This window comes from Actinomadura monticuli, from assembly GCF_041463655.1.
In the GTDB taxonomy this organism is placed as follows: Bacteria; Actinomycetota; Actinomycetes; order Streptosporangiales; family Streptosporangiaceae; genus Spirillospora; species Spirillospora monticuli.
Genome location: NZ_JAXCEI010000007.1, coordinates 191,416 through 209,860, shown reverse-complemented (window position 1 = coordinate 209,860; position 18,445 = coordinate 191,416). Strand labels below are relative to the sequence as shown.

Genomic DNA, 18,445 nt, shown 5'->3' with positions numbered 1-18,445 from the left:
AACGGAGGTACGCAGATGTCGACCCAGACCAAGGTAGTGATCGGCGGCGTCGTCGTCGGCTTCCTGACGCTGTTCGTCTTCCCGTGGTGGCTGAGCGCGCTGATCATCCTCGGCGTCCTCGGCGCACCGCTCGTCGGGTACATGATGCTCGACCCGTCCCAGCGCAAGCGGGTGCGCGCGCAGGGGCGCAAGCGCCTCGGGAGCTAGCCGCCGACCCCGCTAGGGTGCGGGGATGGCGGAGACACGGGTCGGCGTCGTCGGAGCGGGAATCCTCGGGCTCGCGATCGCGCGCCGGCTGGCCGAGACGCGCCCGGGCGTGACGGTGACGGTCCTCGACAAGGAGGACCGTGTCGCGGCCCATCAGACGGGCCACAACAGCGGCGTCGCCCACGCGGGCCTGTACTACGCGCCGGGCTCGCTGAAGGCGACGCTGTGCAGGCGCGGGATCGGCCTGCTCAAGGAGTATTGCGCCGACCGGAACCTCCCCTACGTGGAGTGCGGCAAGGTCGTCGTCGCGCGCGACGCGTCGGAACTGGCCGCGCTGGACGAGATCGAGCGGCGCGCGACGGCCAACGGGGTGCCCGGTCTGCGGCGCCTGACCGGCGACGGGCTCCGGGAGATCGAGCCGCACGCCGCCGGGGTGGCCGCCCTGCACTCCCCCACCACCGCGATCGCCGACTTCCCGGCGGTCGCCCGCGCGTTCGCCGAGGACGTCGCCGCGGGCGGCGGCGAGGTCAGGCTCGGCTTCGAGGTCGTCCGGCTGGGGCGGGCCGGCGACCGCGTCACGGTCGCGTCCCCGCACGAGGAACTGGTCTTCGACAGGCTCGTGGTGTGCGCCGGGCTCCAGTCCGACCGGGTCGCGCGGCTCGCCGGCGACGAACCCGCCCCGGCGATCATCCCGTTCCGCGGCGAGTACTACCGGCTCGTCCCGTCCCGGACGGACCTGGTCCGCGGCCTCATCTACCCGGTGCCCGACCCCCGCTACCCGTTCCTCGGCGTGCACTTCACGCGCCGCGTGGACGGCGGCGTGGACGTCGGCCCCAACGCCGTCCTGGCGCTGGCGAGGGAGGGCTACCGGCGGCGCGACGTCCGCCCGGCCGACCTGTGGGAGACGCTCCGCTGGCCCGGGTTCCGGCGGCTGGCGCGGCGGCACTGGCGGACGGGCGCGAAGGAGCTGTACGGGTCGGCGGTGAAGCGCGCGTTCGTCGCGGAGGCGCGCGGCTTCGTCCCCGAGCTGGCGGCGCGCGACGTCGTCGCGGCGCCCGCCGGGGTCCGTGCGCAGGCGGTGGACCCCGACGGCTCGCTCGTCGACGACTTCCGCATCGGGCGCGTCGGCCCGGTCGTGACCGTCCGCAACGCGCCGTCCCCGGCGGCGACGTCCTCCCTGGCCATCGCCGAGCACGTCGCCGCGCGGCTCTAGTCCCAGAGCTTGCGGACGTCGCCGCGCGGGTCGTGGACGATGCCGTCGGACGGCTCGTCGAACGTCCGCACCGCGCGGCCGGACGGGTCGAAGCGCTCCCAGCCGGGGTCTCCGGTGGCGGCGAAGTCGACCCAGTGGCGGTGCATGCGGTCGGCGAGCGCCTGCGGCGGGTTCGGGCCGGCCAGCCCGTCGGGCTCGGCGGTCAGGTTGTCGAACACGAAGCCCAGCTCCAGGGCGTGGCAGGCGCCGAGGCCGTGGTTCGGGGACCGCCACGCGAACTCGTACATCCAGGTGCGCCCGCCGGACGCGGCGTGCCCGGCGGCGGCGCGGTTCGCCGGGACGCGGAACAGGTGGTCGGTGATGATCGTGGCCATCACCTCGCCGGCCGTCATGTCCGGGTACCGGTCGCGGTACGCGGCGGGCATCCCGGACGGGACGCCCATGCCGGTGGTGATGAGGCCCACGATCTCGTCGGTGACCTGCGCCGCGATGCCGGTCGGCATCAGGAAGAGCCGGAACTCCTCGGAGGTGTAGCCGATGAGCAGGTCGACGTCGCGTCCGGCGCCCGCGGCGATGGCGTCCTCGGGGCGGCGCGTGAGCAGTTCGCCGTCCAGGACGGGGGTGAGCGACATCGCGCCCGCGGCCGTGGTGGCGCCCCAGCGGCCGGGGTCGGGCACCATCGAGACCTCGGCGGCGACGGACGCCTGCGCGGGCAGGATCTCGGCGGGCGCGAGCGCGGCGAACGCCTCGGCGGTCGGCTCGACGCCGAGCCGCGCGGCCATCTCCCTGGTGACGAGCAGGGCGTCGTCCGGGTCCTGCGCGATGGAGCCGGCGCCGCTCTGCGCGATCACGCGCCGGAACAGGCCGAGGTCGAGGGAGAGCAGGGTGGTGACGCTCATCCCGCCCGCGGACTCGCCGAAGATGGTGACCCGGTCGGGGTCGCCGCCGAAGCCCGCGATGTTGTCGCGGACCCATTCCAGCGCGGCGATCTGGTCGAGCAGGCCCCGGTTGAGCGGGGCGCCGGGCAGGTGGGCGAAGCCCTCGACGCCGAGCCGGTAGTTGATCGAGACGCAGACGACGCCGTCGCGGGCGAAGTTGCGGCCGTTGTAGACGGGCACGGCGCCGGACCCGTTCCGGAACGCGCCGCCGTGGATCCACACCATGACGGGGAGCCCGGAGCCGCCCGGCTCACGCGTCGTGTCGTTCCGGGGGGACGGCCCCCCTGTGCCCCCCGAGAAGCAGGGCGTCCAGACGTTGAGGTTGAGGCAGTCGTCTCCCGGGACGTCCGGGTCGGGCAGGAGCGTGTCGAACGGCCGGGGGTAGCCGGGTTTGGGCGCGGTCGGCCCGTAGTCGAAGGCGTCGCGGACGCCGTCCCACGGCTCGGGCGGGCGCGGCGCCCGGAAGCGGTCGGGCCCGAACGGGGGCGCGGCGTAGGGGATGCCGAGGAAGGCGGTGACGCCGTCCCGTGTCCTGCCGCGCACCTTGCCGTGGGACGTCTGGACGACCGCCTCCATGCCGCGCTCCCGGTTCTAGAACGAAATTCGACAACCAGAGCGTACGGGAGCGCGGCGCATCGCGTAAGTCAGGGACGGAGCAAGTCAGGGACGGAGCATGCGGGTGAGGTAGTCGCGGGCGAAGGCGCGGATCGCGTCCTCGTCGTCCAGCGCCAGCCCGCCGCCGGGCACCAGCAGCAGGGACACCGCGAGCCGCAGCAGCACCTCGGCGACGGTGTCGTGGTCCTCCGCGTCGGCGGGGCGGGCGCGGCGCAGCCGGTCGGCGAGGATGTCGCGGGCGGCGAGCATGACCGCGCCGCCGTTCATGCTGAGCTGCGGGAGGAACGCCTCCGGCTCGCTCTCCAGGACGCGCGTCATCAGCGGGTGCGTGCGGGCGCTGCGCAGCCCGACCACGAACCCCTCCACCACGGCCTCCTCGGCGGACCCGAGGTCCGCGGTGGCCTCGGCGATGGCGGTGAGGAACCGGCGGCACTCGCGCAGGATCACCGCCTGGAGCAGCTGCTCCTTGTTGGTGAACCGCCGGTAGATCGTGGTGCGCGCGACCCCGGCCCGCTTCGCGACGTCCTCGACGCTGACCCGGCGCAGCCCGTAGGTCTCGAACTCCGCGAGGGCGGCGTCCAGGATGCGGGTGTCGAGGTCGTCGGCACCCGTCTCCGGCGTCGCCAGCCACGCCGCCAGCCCGTCGGCGCTCCGCACATCCATCGCCATAGCCGCACCCTAGCCGGATCGGGCGTCCGGCTCGTGACACCGGACGCGACAGAGCTACAATAATCGTCAATCTGTACTTCTGTCTCACACACTAGCGGCGGTGCACATGACGGACCTGGCCGAGACGCAGCCCCCGGCCCCGCTCGGGCCGGACTCCCTGACCTGGCGCTACTTCGGCGACACCCGGATGCTCCTCACCGGGCCCCGGGCCGCCGTCCTGCAGAACATGCTCCCCGCGCTCGGCCAGGGCGTCCTCGACCACTCGGTGTTCTTCTCCGAGACGTTCGCGCGGCTGAAGCGGTCCGCCGGGCCGATCCTGGACACCGTGTACGGCGCGGAGCGGTCCGCGGAGACGGGCCGCAAGGTCCGCGACTACCACCGCGACATCAAGGGGACGATGCCGGACGGCGCCCGCTACCACGCGCTCGACCCCGAGACCTACTACTGGGCGCACGCGACGTTCCTCGACACCCTGCTGTACACGATCGAGACGTTCGTCAGGCCCCTCGGCGAGGCGGAGAAGCGCCGCATCTACGAGGAGTCGAAGACCTGGTTCCGGATGTACGGGGTCAGCGACCGCGCCATGCCGGACGACTGGGAGGCGTTCCAGGCGTACTGGAAGCGGATGCTGGACGAGGAGATCGTCCCGCACAAGACCGCCCGGTACGGCGTCGGCTACGTCACCAAGGGCCTGCCCGCGCCGCCGAAGGTGCCGGCGCCGGTGTGGCGCGCGGTGTCGCCGCCGCTGAACGCCGTCGCCCGGTTCATCACGGTCGGCGGCCTGCACCCGCGCATGCGCGAGCTGCTGGACCTGCCGTGGAGCGCCGCCGACGAGCGCCGCTACCGGCGGTTCGCGGCGGCCGTCCGGGCGGGCGACCGCGTGTGGCCGCTGCTCCCGGAGGCGGTGCGCTACCTCCCGCAGGCCCGCCGCGCCTTCCGGGAGGCGCGGAAGGCGCGGCGGGCGCGGCGGGCCTGAGTCACCCCTGGGAGCGGATCCGGGCGTCGTACTCCTTGCGGGCGTCCGGGTCGTACTCCAGGAAGATCTTGTCCAGGCCGAGCCGGCGGGACATCGCCCAGCGGAGCCGCTCGGGCAGCAGCGCGCTCACCTTGACCTGCGTGCCGAGCTTCTTCGGGACGACGACCTGCGGGCGCGGCCTGGCGATCAGCGCGACGACGGCCGCGGCGATGTCCTCCGGCTCGCAGTTCCGCTGCCCCTTGGGGCTCGCCGTCCCGGCGACCAGCTCGGTGTTGGTGAAGGTCGGCAGCACGGCGCCGACGTGCACGCCCCGGTCCCGCACCTCCAGCCGGGTGGCCTCGGTGAACGCGAGGACGGCGGCCTTGGTGGCGTTGTAGAGGGCGAGGCCGGGGGTGAACATGACGCCGGCGACCGAGGCCACGTTGACGATGTGGCCCCTCCCGCGCGGCAGCATCCTCCCGAGGGCGAGCTTGGTGCCGAGCATCACGCCGTGCAGGTTGATGTCGACGCAGCGGCGGGCGTCGGCGTCGCTCTCGTCCGTGACCGGCCCGATCGGCATGATCCCGGCGTTGTTGACCAGGACGTCGAGCGGCCCGGCGGCGTCCTCGGCCCGGTCGAGGAACGCGGTGAACGACTCGCGGGACGTGACGTCCACGAGCAGGCCGGTGACGCCCAGCGCCTCGGCGGCCTCCTTGACGGCGGCCTCGTCGATGTCGCCGATGACGACGGTCGCGCCTGCGGCCTTGAGGGCGCGGGCCGTGGCGAGGCCGATCCCCCGCGCGGCGCCCGTGATGGCGATGACCTTGCTCATGGCTGCTCCTCAGGCGGGGGGACGACCCCGCGCGCCCCGCGGTTCGCTTCTCATTACGGTTCCAGGCGGTCGAGCCGGACGGGGAGCCCGTCCTTCGGCGAGGGAAGGGACGTGGTGTCCAGCGGCCACTCGTACCGGGCGGGCACGCTCCAGCGGTAGCGCTGGAGCACCTGGTGCAGGATCGTCTTGACCTGCATGCCCGCGAAGTAGAGCCCGATGCACTTGTGCGCGCCGCCGCCGAACGGGGCCCACGCGTACTTGTGGATCTTGTCCTCGCGGCGTTCCGGGGTGAAGCGGCCGGGGTCGAAGGTGTCCGGGTCCGGCCACCACTGCGGCATGTGGTGGTTGCTGAGCATCGGCACCACGACCAGCGTCCCGGCGGGGATGTGGAAGCCGAGGATGGAGGTGTCCTTGACGACCTTGCGGGGCAGCGCCGGGACGGGCGGCAGCATCCGCAGCGACTCCTTCATCACCATGTCGATGCCGGTGAACGAGTCGAGGTCGTCGTAGGCGGGCTGCGGCTTGCCGAGCGCCAGCGACTCCTCGCGCAGCCGCTCCTGCCACTCGGGGTACTTGGCCAGGTAGTACGCCATCGTGGTCAGCGTGATGGTGGTGGTGTCGTGCGCCGCCATCAGCGCGAAGATCATGTGGTTGACGACGTCCTCGTCGGTGAACCGCTGCCCGTCGTCGGTCTCGGCCTCGCACAGCGCGGCGAACAGGTCGCTACCGCCGGAGGCACCCCGGGGGGCGTGGGGGGTCGTCCCCCCTCGGAGAGCACCGGCGTCGCGGCGCTTGGCGGGCAGGTGCCGGTAGAAGAACTCCTCCAGCACCTTGCGGGCCTGGAGGCCGCGGTGCCAGCGCAGCCCGGGGACGGGGAACCGCACGTAGGCCGTCCCCGCGCGGACGGCGTCGATGAACGCGCCGTTGACCCGCGCGCGCTCGGCGTCGTCCAGCTCGACGCCCATGAACACGTCCACGGCGAGGTCGAGCGTGAGCCGCTTGATGTGGTCGTAGACCTTGAAGTCGGGGCCGGGCTCCCACGCCTCGATGCCCTTGACGATGCCGGGCGCCATCGCGTCCATGTAGGCGCGCAGCCGCGGGCGGGTGAACGCCTGCTGCATGATGCGCCGGTGGTGCAGGTGCTCCTCGAAGTCGAGCAGCATGATGCCGCGGGTGAAGAACGGGCCGATGAAGTAGCTCCACGCGGGCCCGTTCGCGAACGCCTTGTCCCGGTTGACCAGGACGACCTCGGCGGCCTCCGGTCCCTGGACGGTGCAGGTGCGCTGCCCGAGCAGCCATCCCCAGGCGACGGGGCCGTACTGGTCGTACCGCTTGCGGGCCATCCCGATCGGGTCGCGCATCACCGCGAGGGTGCTGCCGATGTACGGGACGCCGGGCACGCCGGGGACCGGCTTCAGGCCGCTGCCCTGCGGCGGCGGTGCGAGGACGCTCGTCATGGACCCCTCCGGAGGCGTGCAACAAAAGACCGGATTCTGTTGCTTTGTTCTAACGTAGCGGACGCCCGTAAGTCCAGACTTATCGCCGGTGACTTGCGCGTCAGCGCGCTTGGCGGCCCGCCGCGACGCGGAGCAGCCGCCGCCGCGCCGTCTCGGTCAGCGGCCGGTACGCGCCCGACCTGTCCCGGTAGTAGGTCAGCCCGTCGTCGGCGGCGGGGACGCCCTCGTCCCGCAGCGGCGCCGTCCACAGCCGCCGCCCGGCCGTGACCGGCATCTCGTCGACCACCCGGACGAGCGCGGGCCGCAGCCCCGGCTCGACGCGCAGCAGCGCCTCCGACAGGTCGATCGCCTTGAGCTCGCCGGCGTCCCGCAGGGTGACCGCCGCGGCGGCCAGTTCGGTGCCGCCCACCGGGATCCCGTAGACGGCGACGCTGTCGACGTACGGCAGGTCGCCGAGCGCGTCCCGGATCGGGCCGGGAGGGACGATGCCCTCGGCGGTGCGGATCAGCTCGGTCTCCCGCCCGACCAGCCAGTAGTCGCCGTCCGCGTCCCGACGGAAGAGGTCGCCGGTGATGGTCCAGGCGTCCTCGGGCCGGAACACGCCGCGCAACGGGCGGCTCGCGGCGCCGATCGCCGAGAGCCGCACCCGGGCGAGCAGCATGCCGATCTCCCCGGGCTCGCAGCGGACCGCGAACCCGTCGGGCCCGAGGTCGAGCCGCCCGTTCTCCAGGTCGTAGCGCGCGAGCCGCACCGCGGCGCTGCCCGGCAGCGTCCGCCCCAGCGAGCCCGGCTTCTTGCCGCTCAGGTTGACCAGCACCGCCTCGCCCTCCGTCGAGGCGTAGAACTCCAGGACGCGGGCGGGCGCGAACCGGTCCTCGACCCGCCGCCACAGGCCGCGCGGCATCCCCGACCCGATGAACAGCCGGACGGCGTGGTGCCGCTCGGCCGGGTTCGGCGGCGCGTTCACGAGGTCGCGCAGCGACATCCAGGTGTAGGACGCGACGGTCACGCCGTAGCGGCGCGCCTCGTCCCAGAACGTCTCCGGGTCGATGCCCCCGTGGGGGGACGACCCCCCACACTCCCCGGCAGCGGCGGCGGGAGCGCTCGCCAACGCGAGCCGCGCGCCGCCCGCGACCGCGCCGCCGAGGCTCATCAGCAGCGCGGACGGATGCTGGAGCGGCGTGATGCTGTAGACCGTGTCGGACGAGGACAGGGCGGCCGACGACGCCGTCCCGAACGCGGACAGGGCCCAGCGCCGGTTCGTGATCCGGCTGGCCCGCAACTGCTCCCCGTCGCCCCGGAACACGACGAACGCCAGGTCCCCGGCGCGCCCCGGGTTCGGCCGGTACCAGCCCGGCAGCTCGACCCGCGCCGGGTCGATGGCCTCCATGTCCACCAGCGCCCCGCGGTCGCCGCGCCCGGCGCCGCCGAGCAGGTACCCCTGGACGCCCTCCAGCCCCCCGGCGAGCGCCGCGTGCTCGGGATCGGCGATGACCCGCGTCACCCCGCTCAGCCGCGCCTCCGCCGCCGGATCGCCGTCGGGGCGCAGCAGCACCGCCACGGCGCCGAGCCGGCTCAGCGCCGCGACGAGCGCCAGCGCGGCCGGCCGCGTCGCCATCAGCACGCCGACGGCGTCGCCGCGCCGCACCCCGATGTGGATCAGCCCGCGCACGACGGCGTCGACGCGCCGCTTGGCCGCGTCGTGCGTGTGCGCGCGCCCCTGGTAGAGGAAGAAGACCTCGCCCGGCCTGGCGCGCGCCTGCTCGTCCAGCAGCAGCCCCATCGACATGCGCGTGTCGGACTGGATGCGCTCCAGCCGCGCCAGCCTCGGCAGGTTCTGCGCGGCCTCGCCGCTCAGCTGCCGGGTCCCGCGCACGACCTGCGCGGCGGTCCGGATCGCCGACCGCGCGGCGCTCGTCCCGATGCCCATCGCCAGCTGGAGCCCGTACCCCGCCGGCCCGCCGGGCAGCCCGGCGGCCTCGGCCTCCTCGTCGCCCGCCACCGGCACGACGATCTCCGGAAGCTCGTCCTTGCCCTCCCGCCACAGCGCCCAGGACGCGACGGCCGGCCACGTCCGCGCGATCGCGAGGCTCCCGACGACGAGCCCGAAGTGCCCGGCCCGCAGGGACGCCTCGTACACCTGGGCGCGCGGCGCGGCCCGCCGGATGCCGCGCACCATCGGCGGCGGCGCGATCTCGTCGACCTCGCCGACGAAGGTGAGCACGGGGCAGGTGATGTCGGCGAGCGTGACGAGCCGGTCGCCGATCACGAACCCGCCCGTCAGCATCCGGTTGTGCTGGATGAACTGGCGGAGGAACTCGGCGAGCGCGGGGCCGGGCCACGACACCCAGCCCTCCCGCTCCAGGAACCGCCGCTGCCGTTCGCGCGGCGCGAGCCGCTCGCGGTCGTGCAGCTGGAGGATGAAGTCGATCCTCGACCGGACCGACTTCACGGGGCTCAGCGCCTGGAACCCCAGCCGCGTCAGCCAGCCGGGCACCGCGAACCCGCCGAGGACCTGGTCCGGTATCCGCTCGACGCCCTCCGCCGCGAGCCAGCTCGGCAGCCCGAACGGCAGGCCCTGGCTGATGTCGGCCGGGCTGCCGAACGTCACGATCGACTCGACGCCCTCGCTGCGCCGGTACGCGGCGGCCTGGTAGACGAACATGCCGCCCTGCGAGTAGCCGGCCAGGTGGACGTCCCGCCCGGTGTCCCGCCTGATCCGGTCGACGGCGTCGCTGACGGCCAGCACGTGGTCGGTGATGGTCCGCTCGAGCCCGCCGGGCTCCCGCTCGGGCGCGCCGAAGTCGACCACCCAGGGGTCGACGCCGAGGTCGTGCAGGACGCGCACGGCGCTGACCCGGGAGGAGATGTCGTACACCTCCGCGGTGATCATCAGCGGCGGGACGAGCAGCATCACCGGCCCGCCCGCCGCGTCCGGGAAGTAGTGCCGCAGCCGGTACACGCGCTGCTCGGTCACGACCTCGCAGGGGGACGCGTCCTCATCGGTGTCGAATCCCCCGAACCGGGCGACCTCCAGAGCGTTCTGGGCGGTGGAGCCCAGGCGGGCCCCCAGGCGGAACAGCGTTCTGGCAACATCCGGCATCGTCGACCCTTCGCAGCGTCAACGCCATGGTGTCCTGATGTCGGCGGCTTAGCAATCAGGGGACGATCCGGGCACCGTCCAGCCGGTCGGCCTGAAGCCGCTCCCACATGTAGCGGCGGCGGGGCTTGCCGCTGGACGTCCGCTGGATGAGGCCGGTGCCGACGACGATGGTCAGCTCGACGTCCTCGCCGACGCGCCGCCGCAGCATCTCGCGGACCGCCGGGATCCAGTCCTCGGCCTGCGTCTCGGCGAACAGCGCGAGGCCCTTCTGCCCGGCGCCCGGCACGCCGACCACCGCGATGCGGCCCTTCCCGAGCCCGCTCACCTCGGCGATCTTGGATTCGAGGTCCTCGACGTAGACGGACCGGCCGCGGACCTTGATGCTGTCGCCCATCCGCCCGAGGACGAAGAGCTGCCCCTCGTGGAAGAACCCGGCGTCACCGGTGTAGACCTTGCCGTCCATGAACCGCGTCGACTTCGCCTCGGCCCCGGCGTAGTACCCGGGGCACGCCGAGGCGCCGCCCACGACGATCTCGCCGAGCAGCCCCTCCGCCAGCCGGTTGCCGTCGTCGTCCACGATCTCCACGGAGACGTCGTCCTCGGGCGTGCCGCAGCCGACGATCCAGCCGGCCTTGGCGCCGAGCGACCGCGCCCCGAGGGTGTGCTGCTCCAGGATCCGCACGGGCTGCCCGAACGACAGCGTATCGGGGTCGGGCCGGACGGCCAGCGGGTCGCGCGGCGCGTTGTCCATGGTGACCAGCAGCGTCGTCTCGGCCATGCCGTAGGCGGGCTTGAACATCGTGCGGGAGAACCCGTACGGCTCGACGAGCTGCGCGAACACCTCCAGCGCGTGCGGGTCGATGGGCTCGGCGCCGATCAGCGCCATCTTCCAGCCGGACAGGTCGAGCCCCTCCAGCTGCTCCGGCTTGACGCGCCGCGCGCAGTACGCGTACGCGAACGGCGGCGCCGCCGTGTGCTGCGCCTCGGCGAAGCACCGGAGCCACCGCGCGGGGTCGCGGATGAAGTGGTCGGGCCGCATCAGCCGCAGCATCCCCTGGCGCGCGATCGGCGTGATGAAGGTGCCGATGAGGCCCATGTCGTGGTAGAGCGGCAGCCAGGAGGCCACCACGTCGCCGTCCTCGTATCCGGCCATCCGGGCGATGAGGTCGCAGTTGGCCTCGAGGTTGTCCCAGGTGACCATGACCCCGCGCGGCGCGCCGCTGGACCCGGAGGTGAACTGGAGCAGGGCGAGCTCGCCGGCCGGCTGCACCGGGGCCTCCTCGCCCTGGCGGGGCTGCCACGGCTCGCCGCTCATCCCGGCCTCGTCCATGGCGCGGCCGGCGTACTCGGTCAGGTCCTTGGACGCGACGACGAGGGCCGGCGCGGCCTGCCGCAGGATGGCGGCGACGTGGGCGACGTAGTCGTCGCCGTCCTGGAACAGCGGGGGCGTGATCAGGCACACGGTGGCGCCCGCCGCCCACACCCCGTAGTACGTCTCGATGCAGGTGAAGTCCGTGGGCAGGATGAGGCACACGACGTCGCCCGGCCGGACGCCCTCCTCGATCAGCGCCCCGGCGGTGCGTCGCGCGGCGGACGCCAGCTCACCGTAGTCGCGGAACTCCCAGCCGCCGTCGTCGGCCGCGAGGTGCACGCCGCGTCCGGTGTCCGGCGTCTCCAGCCAGTCGCGCAGCGCAGATGCCATCGTGTCCCCTTCAGACTGATCACGGTCACCCACGTGACTCGCGGGTAACTTCACCAGGACGGGGGCTTCACGTCAACCGGTTCGATCAGTAAGGAGACCGGGCGGTCATGTGGTCCGGTCCTCCGCGGGCCTCCGCGACCGGGCGAGGGCCGCGGCGCCGCGCCAGCCGAGCAGCGTCGCCCCGAGGAACACGAGGGCCACGATCACGAACGCCGCGGCGGTGCCCTGCCCCGTCAGGACCCGCAGCAGCATCCCGCCGCCGACGGCCGCGGCCCAGACCGCGACGCCGGACGGCACCACGGCCTCCGGCCGCCGCCAGACGCGCCCGGCGACCCATCCGGCGCCGGCCCCCGCCAGGAACGGCCAGGCCGTGCCGGCGAACCCCGCCACGCTCGCGGCCTCCTCGTGCGAGGCCCGCCCGATCGCCACGAACACGAGCACACAGCAGGCGTCCAGCACGCCGGCGACCCAGTTGCGCATGACGCCAGGCTATGCGCACTCCGGTACCGCCCGGGAGTTGGACGCGCGCCCGGCACCTTGAGTCCGTTCACAGAAGCCGCCGCGCATTCTCCGATGACACCGAGCTCCGGCTGCCCGGTCATTGGTCACAGCGAATAAGGGAGCCGGTTTCCGGACGGAATACAACCCCTCCCAAGACGAGGCGGGAGTGGAAGCATGTCTGCTCGAATTCGGCACACTATTCCCTTAAGAAGAGACCTGGCGGGGCCCCCGCCGACGCCGACCGCGAAGACGTCCAGAAAGCCATCCGCCTACTCGCCGATTCCGAGCGTCGCCTTGACCGGCTTACCCATGGCCGGCCCTTCCGCAATTCGCGCCGTCGGCGCGCCGACAAACACCGGAGCATCCGCCGTGGTTGACGCTCCACCTGCGGGTATCACGCGTGGTGACCGTTCGACGTGTGGAGGGGCGATGGCGGACCGGGGAGCCAACGGGTGGCCGCGACTGCGGCTGGCGGACTGGGCGGAGACGCGCACGACTCTGCACATGTGGACGCAGATCGTCGGCAAGGTGCGCTTGGCGCACGCGCCGCTGCTCAACCACTGGTGGCAGGTCACCCTGTACGTCAGCGCCCGCGGCCTGACGACCTCGGCGGTCCCGTACCGCGACGGCGCCTTCGACATCGAGTTCGACTTCGTCGACCACGTCCTGCGCGTCAGAAGCAGCGACGGCGGGTCCCGCACGGTGGCGCTGGCGCCGAAGCCGGTGGCCGACTTCTACGCCCAGACCATGACGGCACTGGACGAGCTGGGGATCGTGGCCCCCATCCAGGCGAGCCCGAACGAGGTGGACCCGGCGATCCCGTTCGCCGAGGACCAGGACCACAAGTCCTACGACCCGGACGCCGCACACCTGTTCTGGCGCCAGCTCCTGCAGGCGAACCGGGTCCTGGGCGAGTTCCGTTCCCATTTCGTCGGCAAGGTGAGCCCGGTGCACTTCTTCTGGGGCGCGATGGACCTGGCGTGCACGAGGTTCTCCGGCCGCCCCGCCCCCGAGCACCCCGGCGGCGCCCCGAACTGCCCCGACTGGGTGATGGTGGAGGGCTATTCCGGCGAACTGTCGAGCGCCGGCTTCTGGCCCGGCGGAGGCGAGGAGGGAGCCTTCTACTCCTACGCCTACCCGGAGCCCCCCGGTTTCCAGGACCATCCGGTCACTCCACCGGAAGCCACCTACAACAGCGAAATGGGCGAGTTCCTACTCCCCTACGAGGCAGTCGCCACAGCCCCCGCCCCCGACCGCACCCTCACCGACTTCTTCCAATCCACCTACGAGGCAGCCGCGACCCGAGCCGACTGGGACCGCGCAACGCTGGAAGACACCCCGACAAGACTGAACAACCGCAAGTCCTGACCGTCCGCCCCGTCTTCCAGGAGCCGAAAGAGCCCCAGGACCAGGAAGGCAGCGAGGGCGAAGCCCAGCGGCGCCGAGGGGCGAAGCCCCAAGAAAAAAACCACCAACCACCGATGGGCCCCAATAACCGAAACCCCGAGACGAAAATGAGGGGCGAAGCCACGAACGGGGGCCAGGGGCGAAGCCCCGGGGGCGGGCGGGTGGGGGAGGCGGAGGAACCGGGGGCTCCGGGGGTCGCCCCCCGGGCAAAGGCGAAGGGGCCCGCAGGGAAGCCCGCCAAAGGCGGGCGACCATACGGACCCCAGGACCAGTAGCGGGGGCAGGATTTGAACCTGCGACCTCTGGGTTATGAGCCCAGCGAGCTACCGAACTGCTCCACCCCGCGGTGATGGGTCAACTGTAGGGGGCTGGGGGTGGTTAGGCAAACCGGTTCGGGCGGGGGCTTGGAGGGCGGCGGTGAGCATGGCGGTGAGGTCGGTGGTGAAGGTGTGGTGGTCGATGGCGGCGGGGGTTCGGGGGCGTGTGGTGCGGTCGGCGAGGGCGGCGGTGAGGAAGGCGATGAAGAGGGAGATGCGTTCGAGGGCGAGGGGTTCGGGGAGTGTGGCGGTGCAGGCGTTTTGGAGGAGGTGGAGTTGCCGTTGGAGTGCGGTGTCGTCGAGGAGGGCGGGGTGGTGGTGGTCGCGGATTCCGGCGCGTCCGGCGAGTTGGGCGGTGATGCGGAGGAAGTCGCGTCCTTGGGGGGTGCGGAGTTCGTCGGCGGTGGGGTGGACGATGGCGGCGACGATGGCGGGGAGGTCGTGGGGGCGGAGGGTGGGGAGGGTGGCGGCGCGGGCGGGTTCCATGCGGGTGATGCCGGCGCGGAGGATGGCGTTGAGGAGGCCGGCGCGGGAGCCGAAGTGGTAGGTGATGGCGGAGTCGTTGCCCTGTCCGGCGCGGGTGACGATGTCGCGGGTGCGGGCGGCGTCGATGCCGTGGGCGGCGAAGAGGTGGGCGCCGGCGCGGATGAGCGCTTCGCGGGTGGCTCTTGCGTCTTTCGGCACGCCGGTGATACTAACAGGAGGCGTTAATAACGGCGCCTGTTAATACCGGAGGCCCCCGCCATGGCGGACGTCTACGATCCGTTCGATCCCGCCTTCCAGGCCGACCCCTATCCCGCCTACGGCCGCCTCCGCGACGACGACCCGGTCCACCGCCACGTCGATCCGCCGTTCTGGGCGCTGTCCCGGTTCGACGACATCTGGGCGGCGACGCGGGACGCGGGGACGTTCTCGTCGGCGCAGGGCTTGACGTTCTATCCGGACGAGATCGGCACCCTGGGCTTGGCGCCGACGATCGTGATGCTGGATCCGCCGCGCCACACCGTCCTGCGCCGTCTGGTCGGCCACGGCTTCACGCCGCGCCGGATCGCCGCGCTGGAGGGGCTCCTGCGCGAGTTCGTCCGTTCGAGGATCGCGCTGATGGAGCGGAAGGCGGCGGACGGCGAGACGCCCGACCTGCACCGGGACTTCTCCTCTCCGCTGCCGACGTTCGCGCTGGCGCGTCTGCTGGGCGTCCCGGAGGCGGACAGGGCGAAGTTCGACCCGTGGGTGTCCGCGCTGACGACCCTCCAGGACGACGGCTTCGACCTGAAGGCGCTGAAGGACGACGCGGTCTCCGCCGTCGCGGAGATGTTCGGCTACTTCACCGACGTGATCGCGGCGCGCCGCGCCGACCCGTCCGACGACCTGATCAGCGCGCTGACGAGGGCCGAGGCGGACGGGGAGCGCCTCACCGACTGGGACGTCCTCGGGTTCTGCTTCGTGATGGTCGCGGGCGGCAACGACACGACCGGCAACCTGGTCTCGCACGGCGTCGCGCTCCTCGACGGCGACCACGCGCAGCGCGAGCGCCTCGCCGCCGATCCGTCGCTGATCCCGAACGCGCTGCTGGAGTTCCTCCGGCTGGAGAGTTCGGTGCAGGCGCTGGCCCGGACGACGACCCGTCCCGTCACCGTCCACGGGACGGAGATCCCCGCGGGCGAGAAGGTGATGATGCTGTTCGGGTCGGCGAACCGGGACGAGCGCGAGTTCGGCCCGTCCGCGGGCGACCTCGACATCACCCGCGAGATCCCGCGCCATCTGGGCTTCTCCAGCGGCGTCCACTTCTGCATCGGCTCGCACCTGGCCAAGCTGCAGGCGCGCGTCGCCCTGGAGGAACTCCTCCGGGCCCATCCCCGCATCGGGGTGGACCTGGAGGAGTCCGAACGGATCGCGTCCCCCTTCACGCGCGGCTGGGTCTCGCTCCCCGCGACGGGGGTCGGCGCCTAACCCATGTGGGGGTACCGGTAGTCGGTCGGCGGCACGAACGTCTCCTTGATGGAGCGCGGCGACGTCCAGCGCAGCAGGTTGAACACGGAGCCGGCCTTGTCGTTGGTGCCGGACGCGCGGGCGCCGCCGAACGGCTGCTGCCCGACGACGGCGCCGGTGGGCTTGTCGTTGATGTAGAAGTTGCCGGCCGCGTACCGGAGCACCTCCGCGGTGTGCGCCGCGGCGGCCCGGTCGTTCGCGATGACGGCGCCGGTCAGCGCGTACTCCGCGACCGACTCCATCTGGGCGAGCATCTCGTCGTACCGGTCGTCCTCGTAGACGTGGACGCCGAGGATCGGCCCGAAGTACTCGGTCCGGAAGATGTCGTTCCCGGGGTCGGCGGAGGCGAGCACGGTGGGCCGGACGAAGTATCCGACGGAGTCGTCGTACGTCCCGCCGGCGACGATCTCGACTCCGGCGTCGGCGCGGGCCCGGTCGATCGCGTCGCGGCTCTTGGCGAACGCGCGCTCGTCGATGACGGCGCCCATGAAGTTGGACAGGTCGGCGACGTCCCCCATGGTGAGCCCGTCGACCTCGGCGGCCAGCTCCTCCTTGAACCCGCCGTCCCAGATGGACCGCGGGATGTACGCACGCGAGGCCGCGGAGCACTTCTGCCCCTGGTATTCGAACGCGCCCCGCACGAGCGCGGTCTTGAGCACGGCCGGGTCGGCGGACGGGTGGGCGACGACGAAGTCCTTGCCGCCGGTCTCCCCGACGATCCGCGGGTAGCTCCGGAACTTCTCGATGTTGTTCCCGACCGTCTTCCACAGGTGCCGGAACGTCGCGGTGGATCCGGTGAAGTGGATCCCGGCCAGCTCGGGGTGCCGGAGCGCCACCTCCGAGACCGCGATCCCGTCGCCGGTCACCAGGTTGATGACGCCGTCGGGCAGCCCGGCCTCCTCCAGCAGCCGCATCAGCAGCACCGCCGAGTACGTCTGCGTGGGCGAAGGCTTCCACACCACCACGTTCCCCATCAGCGCGGGCGCGGTCGGCAGGTTCGCGGCGATGGCGGTGAAGTTGAACGGGGTGATCGCGTAGACGAACCCCTCCAGCGGCCGGTGGTCGGACCGGTTCCACACCCCGTCGCCGCTGATGGGCTGCTCGGCGAGGATCCGCCGCGCGAAGTGGACGTTGAAGCGCCAGAAGTCGACCAGCTCGCACGGGCTGTCGATCTCCGCCTGCTGGACGGTCTTGGACTGCCCGAGCATCGTCGCGGCCAGCAGCGTCTCGCGCCACGGCCCGGCCAGCAGGTCGGCGGCGCGCAGGAAGACCGCGGCCCGGTCGTCGAAGGACAGCGCCCGCCACGCCGGCGCGGCCTTCAGTGCGGCGTCGACGGCGTCCCGCGCGTCGTCCGCCGTCGCGGTCCCGAACGTCCCGAGGACGGACGCGTGCCGGTGCGGCTGAACGACGGCGACCTTCGCGCCGCCGCCGAGCCGCCGCTCGCCGCCGATCGTCATGGGCAGGTCGATCGGCGCCTCGGCGGTCAGCTCGGCGAGTCTCGCCTCCAGCCGGGCCCGCTCGGCGCTGCCCGGCGCGTACCCGCGCACCGGCTCGTTCACCGGCGTCGGAACGTTGGTCACGGCGTCCATGGAAAGGAACCCTCCTTAGCGGGAGACGAACGAACGGAGAAAGAAGACGAGGTTGGCGGGACGCTCGGCCAGGCGCCTCATGAAGTAGCCGTACCAGTCGGCTCCGTACGGGACGTAGACGCGCATCCGGTGCGCCTCGGCGAGCCGCCGCTGCTCGGCGGCCCGGATCCCGTAGAGCATCTGGAACTCGTAGGACGCCGGGGGCCGTCCGGCGGCGAGGGCCGACGCGATCTCGATGATCCGCGGGTCGTGGCTCGCGACCATCGGATATCCGTCGCCCCGCATCAGCAGCCGCAGCCCCCGCACGTAGGCGCGGTCGACCTCGCGCCGCCCCTGGAAGGCGACCGAGGCGGGCTCGGCGTAGGCCCCCTTGACGAGCCGGACCCGCGACCCGTGCCCGGCCAGGTCCCGCAGGTCGCTCTCGCTGCGCCGCAGCATCGCCTGGACGGCGACGCCGACCCACGGGAAGTCGGCCCGCAGCTTGCCGAGGGTCTCCAGCGTGGAGTCGACGGTCGTGTGGTCCTCCATGTCGAGCGTGACGGTCATTCCGGCCCGCCCGGCGGCGGCGCAGATGTCCCTCGCGTGGTCGAGCGCGAGCTCTCCCGGCAGCGCCTGCCCGAGCGCGGACAGCTTCACCGAGGCGTCGGCGCCACCGGCGAGCCCGCCCGCGTCCAGCGCCTCGAACATGCGCAGATAGGCGTCGCGGGTCGCCGCGGCCTGGGCGGGCTCCCGGGTGTGCTCCCCCAGGTGGTCGAGGGTGACGTCGAGGCCGTCGCGGCCCAGCTCCCGCACCGCGCCGAGCGCCGCCCCGAGATCGTCCCCAGCGACGAACCGGTCGACGACCCCCCTGGTGAGGGGCATCGAGGTGACGAGCCCGCGCATGCGTTCGCTGCGCGCCGCGGCAAGCAGGAGAGGACTGAGCATGGGAGCCTCCAACGTCGAGGAACACCT

General features: G+C 72.7%; 15 protein-coding genes and 1 tRNA gene. 5 read left to right on the top strand and 11 right to left on the bottom strand.

The window, feature by feature from the left end; genetic code table 11:
• Positions 1-15 precede the first annotated feature (15 nt).
• A complete protein-coding gene (locus SM611_RS17925) occupies positions 16-207 on the top strand; it encodes a tail-anchor membrane protein (RefSeq protein ID WP_132192914.1) in 192 nt (63 codons plus the stop codon).
• Positions 208-232: 25 nt separating this feature from the next.
• Positions 233-1,420, top strand: a complete 1,188-nt coding sequence (gene lhgD / locus SM611_RS17920; RefSeq protein WP_371950736.1) for an L-2-hydroxyglutarate dehydrogenase — start codon at positions 233-235, stop codon at positions 1,418-1,420.
• Here lhgD and SM611_RS17915 read toward each other — a convergent pair.
• On the bottom strand, positions 1,417-2,934 hold the full coding sequence (locus SM611_RS17915) for a carboxylesterase/lipase family protein (protein WP_371950735.1): 1,518 nt from the start codon (positions 2,932-2,934) through the stop codon (positions 1,417-1,419). The genes lhgD and SM611_RS17915 overlap by 4 nt on opposite strands.
• An 84-nt stretch (positions 2,935-3,018) precedes the next feature.
• Positions 3,019-3,642 carry a TetR/AcrR family transcriptional regulator gene (locus tag SM611_RS17910; protein WP_371950733.1) on the bottom strand — a complete coding sequence of 208 codons (624 nt, stop codon included), beginning with the start codon at positions 3,640-3,642 and terminating at the stop codon, positions 3,019-3,021.
• Positions 3,643-3,748: 106 nt separating this feature from the next.
• Here SM611_RS17910 and SM611_RS17905 point away from each other — a divergent pair, with 106 nt between their 5' ends.
• On the top strand, positions 3,749-4,618 hold the full coding sequence (locus SM611_RS17905) for an oxygenase MpaB family protein (RefSeq protein ID WP_371951034.1): 870 nt from the start codon (positions 3,749-3,751) through the stop codon (positions 4,616-4,618).
• A 1-nt stretch (position 4,619) separates the two neighbouring features.
• Here the strand turns inward: SM611_RS17905 and SM611_RS17900 are convergent, their stop codons facing one another.
• The 5 genes from SM611_RS17900 to SM611_RS17880 all read right to left on the bottom strand — a co-directional run bounded on the left by SM611_RS17900 (position 4,620) and on the right by SM611_RS17880 (position 12,171).
• On the bottom strand, positions 4,620-5,429 hold the full coding sequence (locus SM611_RS17900; RefSeq protein ID WP_371950731.1) for an SDR family oxidoreductase: 810 nt from the start codon (positions 5,427-5,429) through the stop codon (positions 4,620-4,622).
• Between the two features lie 53 nt (positions 5,430-5,482).
• Complete coding sequence (locus SM611_RS17895) at positions 5,483-6,886, bottom strand: cytochrome P450 (protein ID WP_371950730.1); 1,404 nt, start codon at positions 6,884-6,886, stop codon at positions 5,483-5,485.
• 100 nt (positions 6,887-6,986) lie between these two features.
• Entirely contained in the window at positions 6,987-9,989 is a 3,003-nt protein-coding gene (locus SM611_RS17890) for an AMP-binding protein (RefSeq protein ID WP_371950729.1), read from the bottom strand.
• Between the two features lie 55 nt (positions 9,990-10,044).
• A complete protein-coding gene (locus SM611_RS17885) occupies positions 10,045-11,691 on the bottom strand; it encodes an AMP-binding protein (RefSeq protein WP_371950727.1) in 1,647 nt (548 codons plus the stop codon).
• A 105-nt stretch (positions 11,692-11,796) separates the two neighbouring features.
• Entirely contained in the window at positions 11,797-12,171 is a 375-nt protein-coding gene (locus tag SM611_RS17880) for a DUF3054 domain-containing protein (RefSeq protein ID WP_371950725.1), read from the bottom strand.
• A gap of 450 nt (positions 12,172-12,621) precedes the next feature.
• On the opposite strand from SM611_RS17880, the gene SM611_RS17875 reads away from it, so the two are divergent.
• Positions 12,622-13,560 (top strand): DUF5996 family protein, encoded by a 939-nt coding sequence (locus SM611_RS17875; RefSeq protein WP_371950724.1) that lies wholly within the window; start codon positions 12,622-12,624, stop codon positions 13,558-13,560.
• A gap of 311 nt (positions 13,561-13,871) precedes the next feature.
• Here SM611_RS17875 and SM611_RS17870 read toward each other — a convergent pair.
• Both SM611_RS17870 and SM611_RS17865 read right to left on the bottom strand, forming a co-directional pair.
• Positions 13,872-13,945: transfer RNA gene (locus SM611_RS17870), tRNA-Met, on the bottom strand.
• Positions 13,923-14,600, bottom strand: coding sequence for a TetR family transcriptional regulator (locus SM611_RS17865; RefSeq protein ID WP_371950722.1), 678 nt, complete (start codon positions 14,598-14,600; stop codon positions 13,923-13,925). Before SM611_RS17865 ends, SM611_RS17870 begins: the two co-directional genes overlap by 23 nt.
• 60 nt (positions 14,601-14,660) lie before the next feature.
• On the opposite strand from SM611_RS17865, the gene SM611_RS17860 reads away from it, so the two are divergent.
• The gene (locus tag SM611_RS17860) at positions 14,661-15,866 is read left to right on the top strand and encodes a cytochrome P450 (protein WP_371950720.1); all 1,206 of its coding nucleotides are present in this window, start codon (positions 14,661-14,663) and stop codon (positions 15,864-15,866) included.
• Here SM611_RS17860 and pruA read toward each other — a convergent pair.
• Positions 15,863-17,494, bottom strand: coding sequence for an L-glutamate gamma-semialdehyde dehydrogenase (gene pruA / locus SM611_RS17855; RefSeq protein ID WP_371950718.1), 1,632 nt, complete (start codon positions 17,492-17,494; stop codon positions 15,863-15,865). The genes SM611_RS17860 and pruA overlap by 4 nt on opposite strands.
• Positions 17,495-17,509: 15 nt before the next feature.
• Positions 17,510-18,418: a proline dehydrogenase family protein gene (locus tag SM611_RS17850; protein WP_371950716.1), complete on the bottom strand. Its 909-nt coding sequence runs from the start codon at positions 18,416-18,418 to the stop codon at positions 17,510-17,512.
• Positions 18,419-18,445 lie beyond the last annotated feature (27 nt).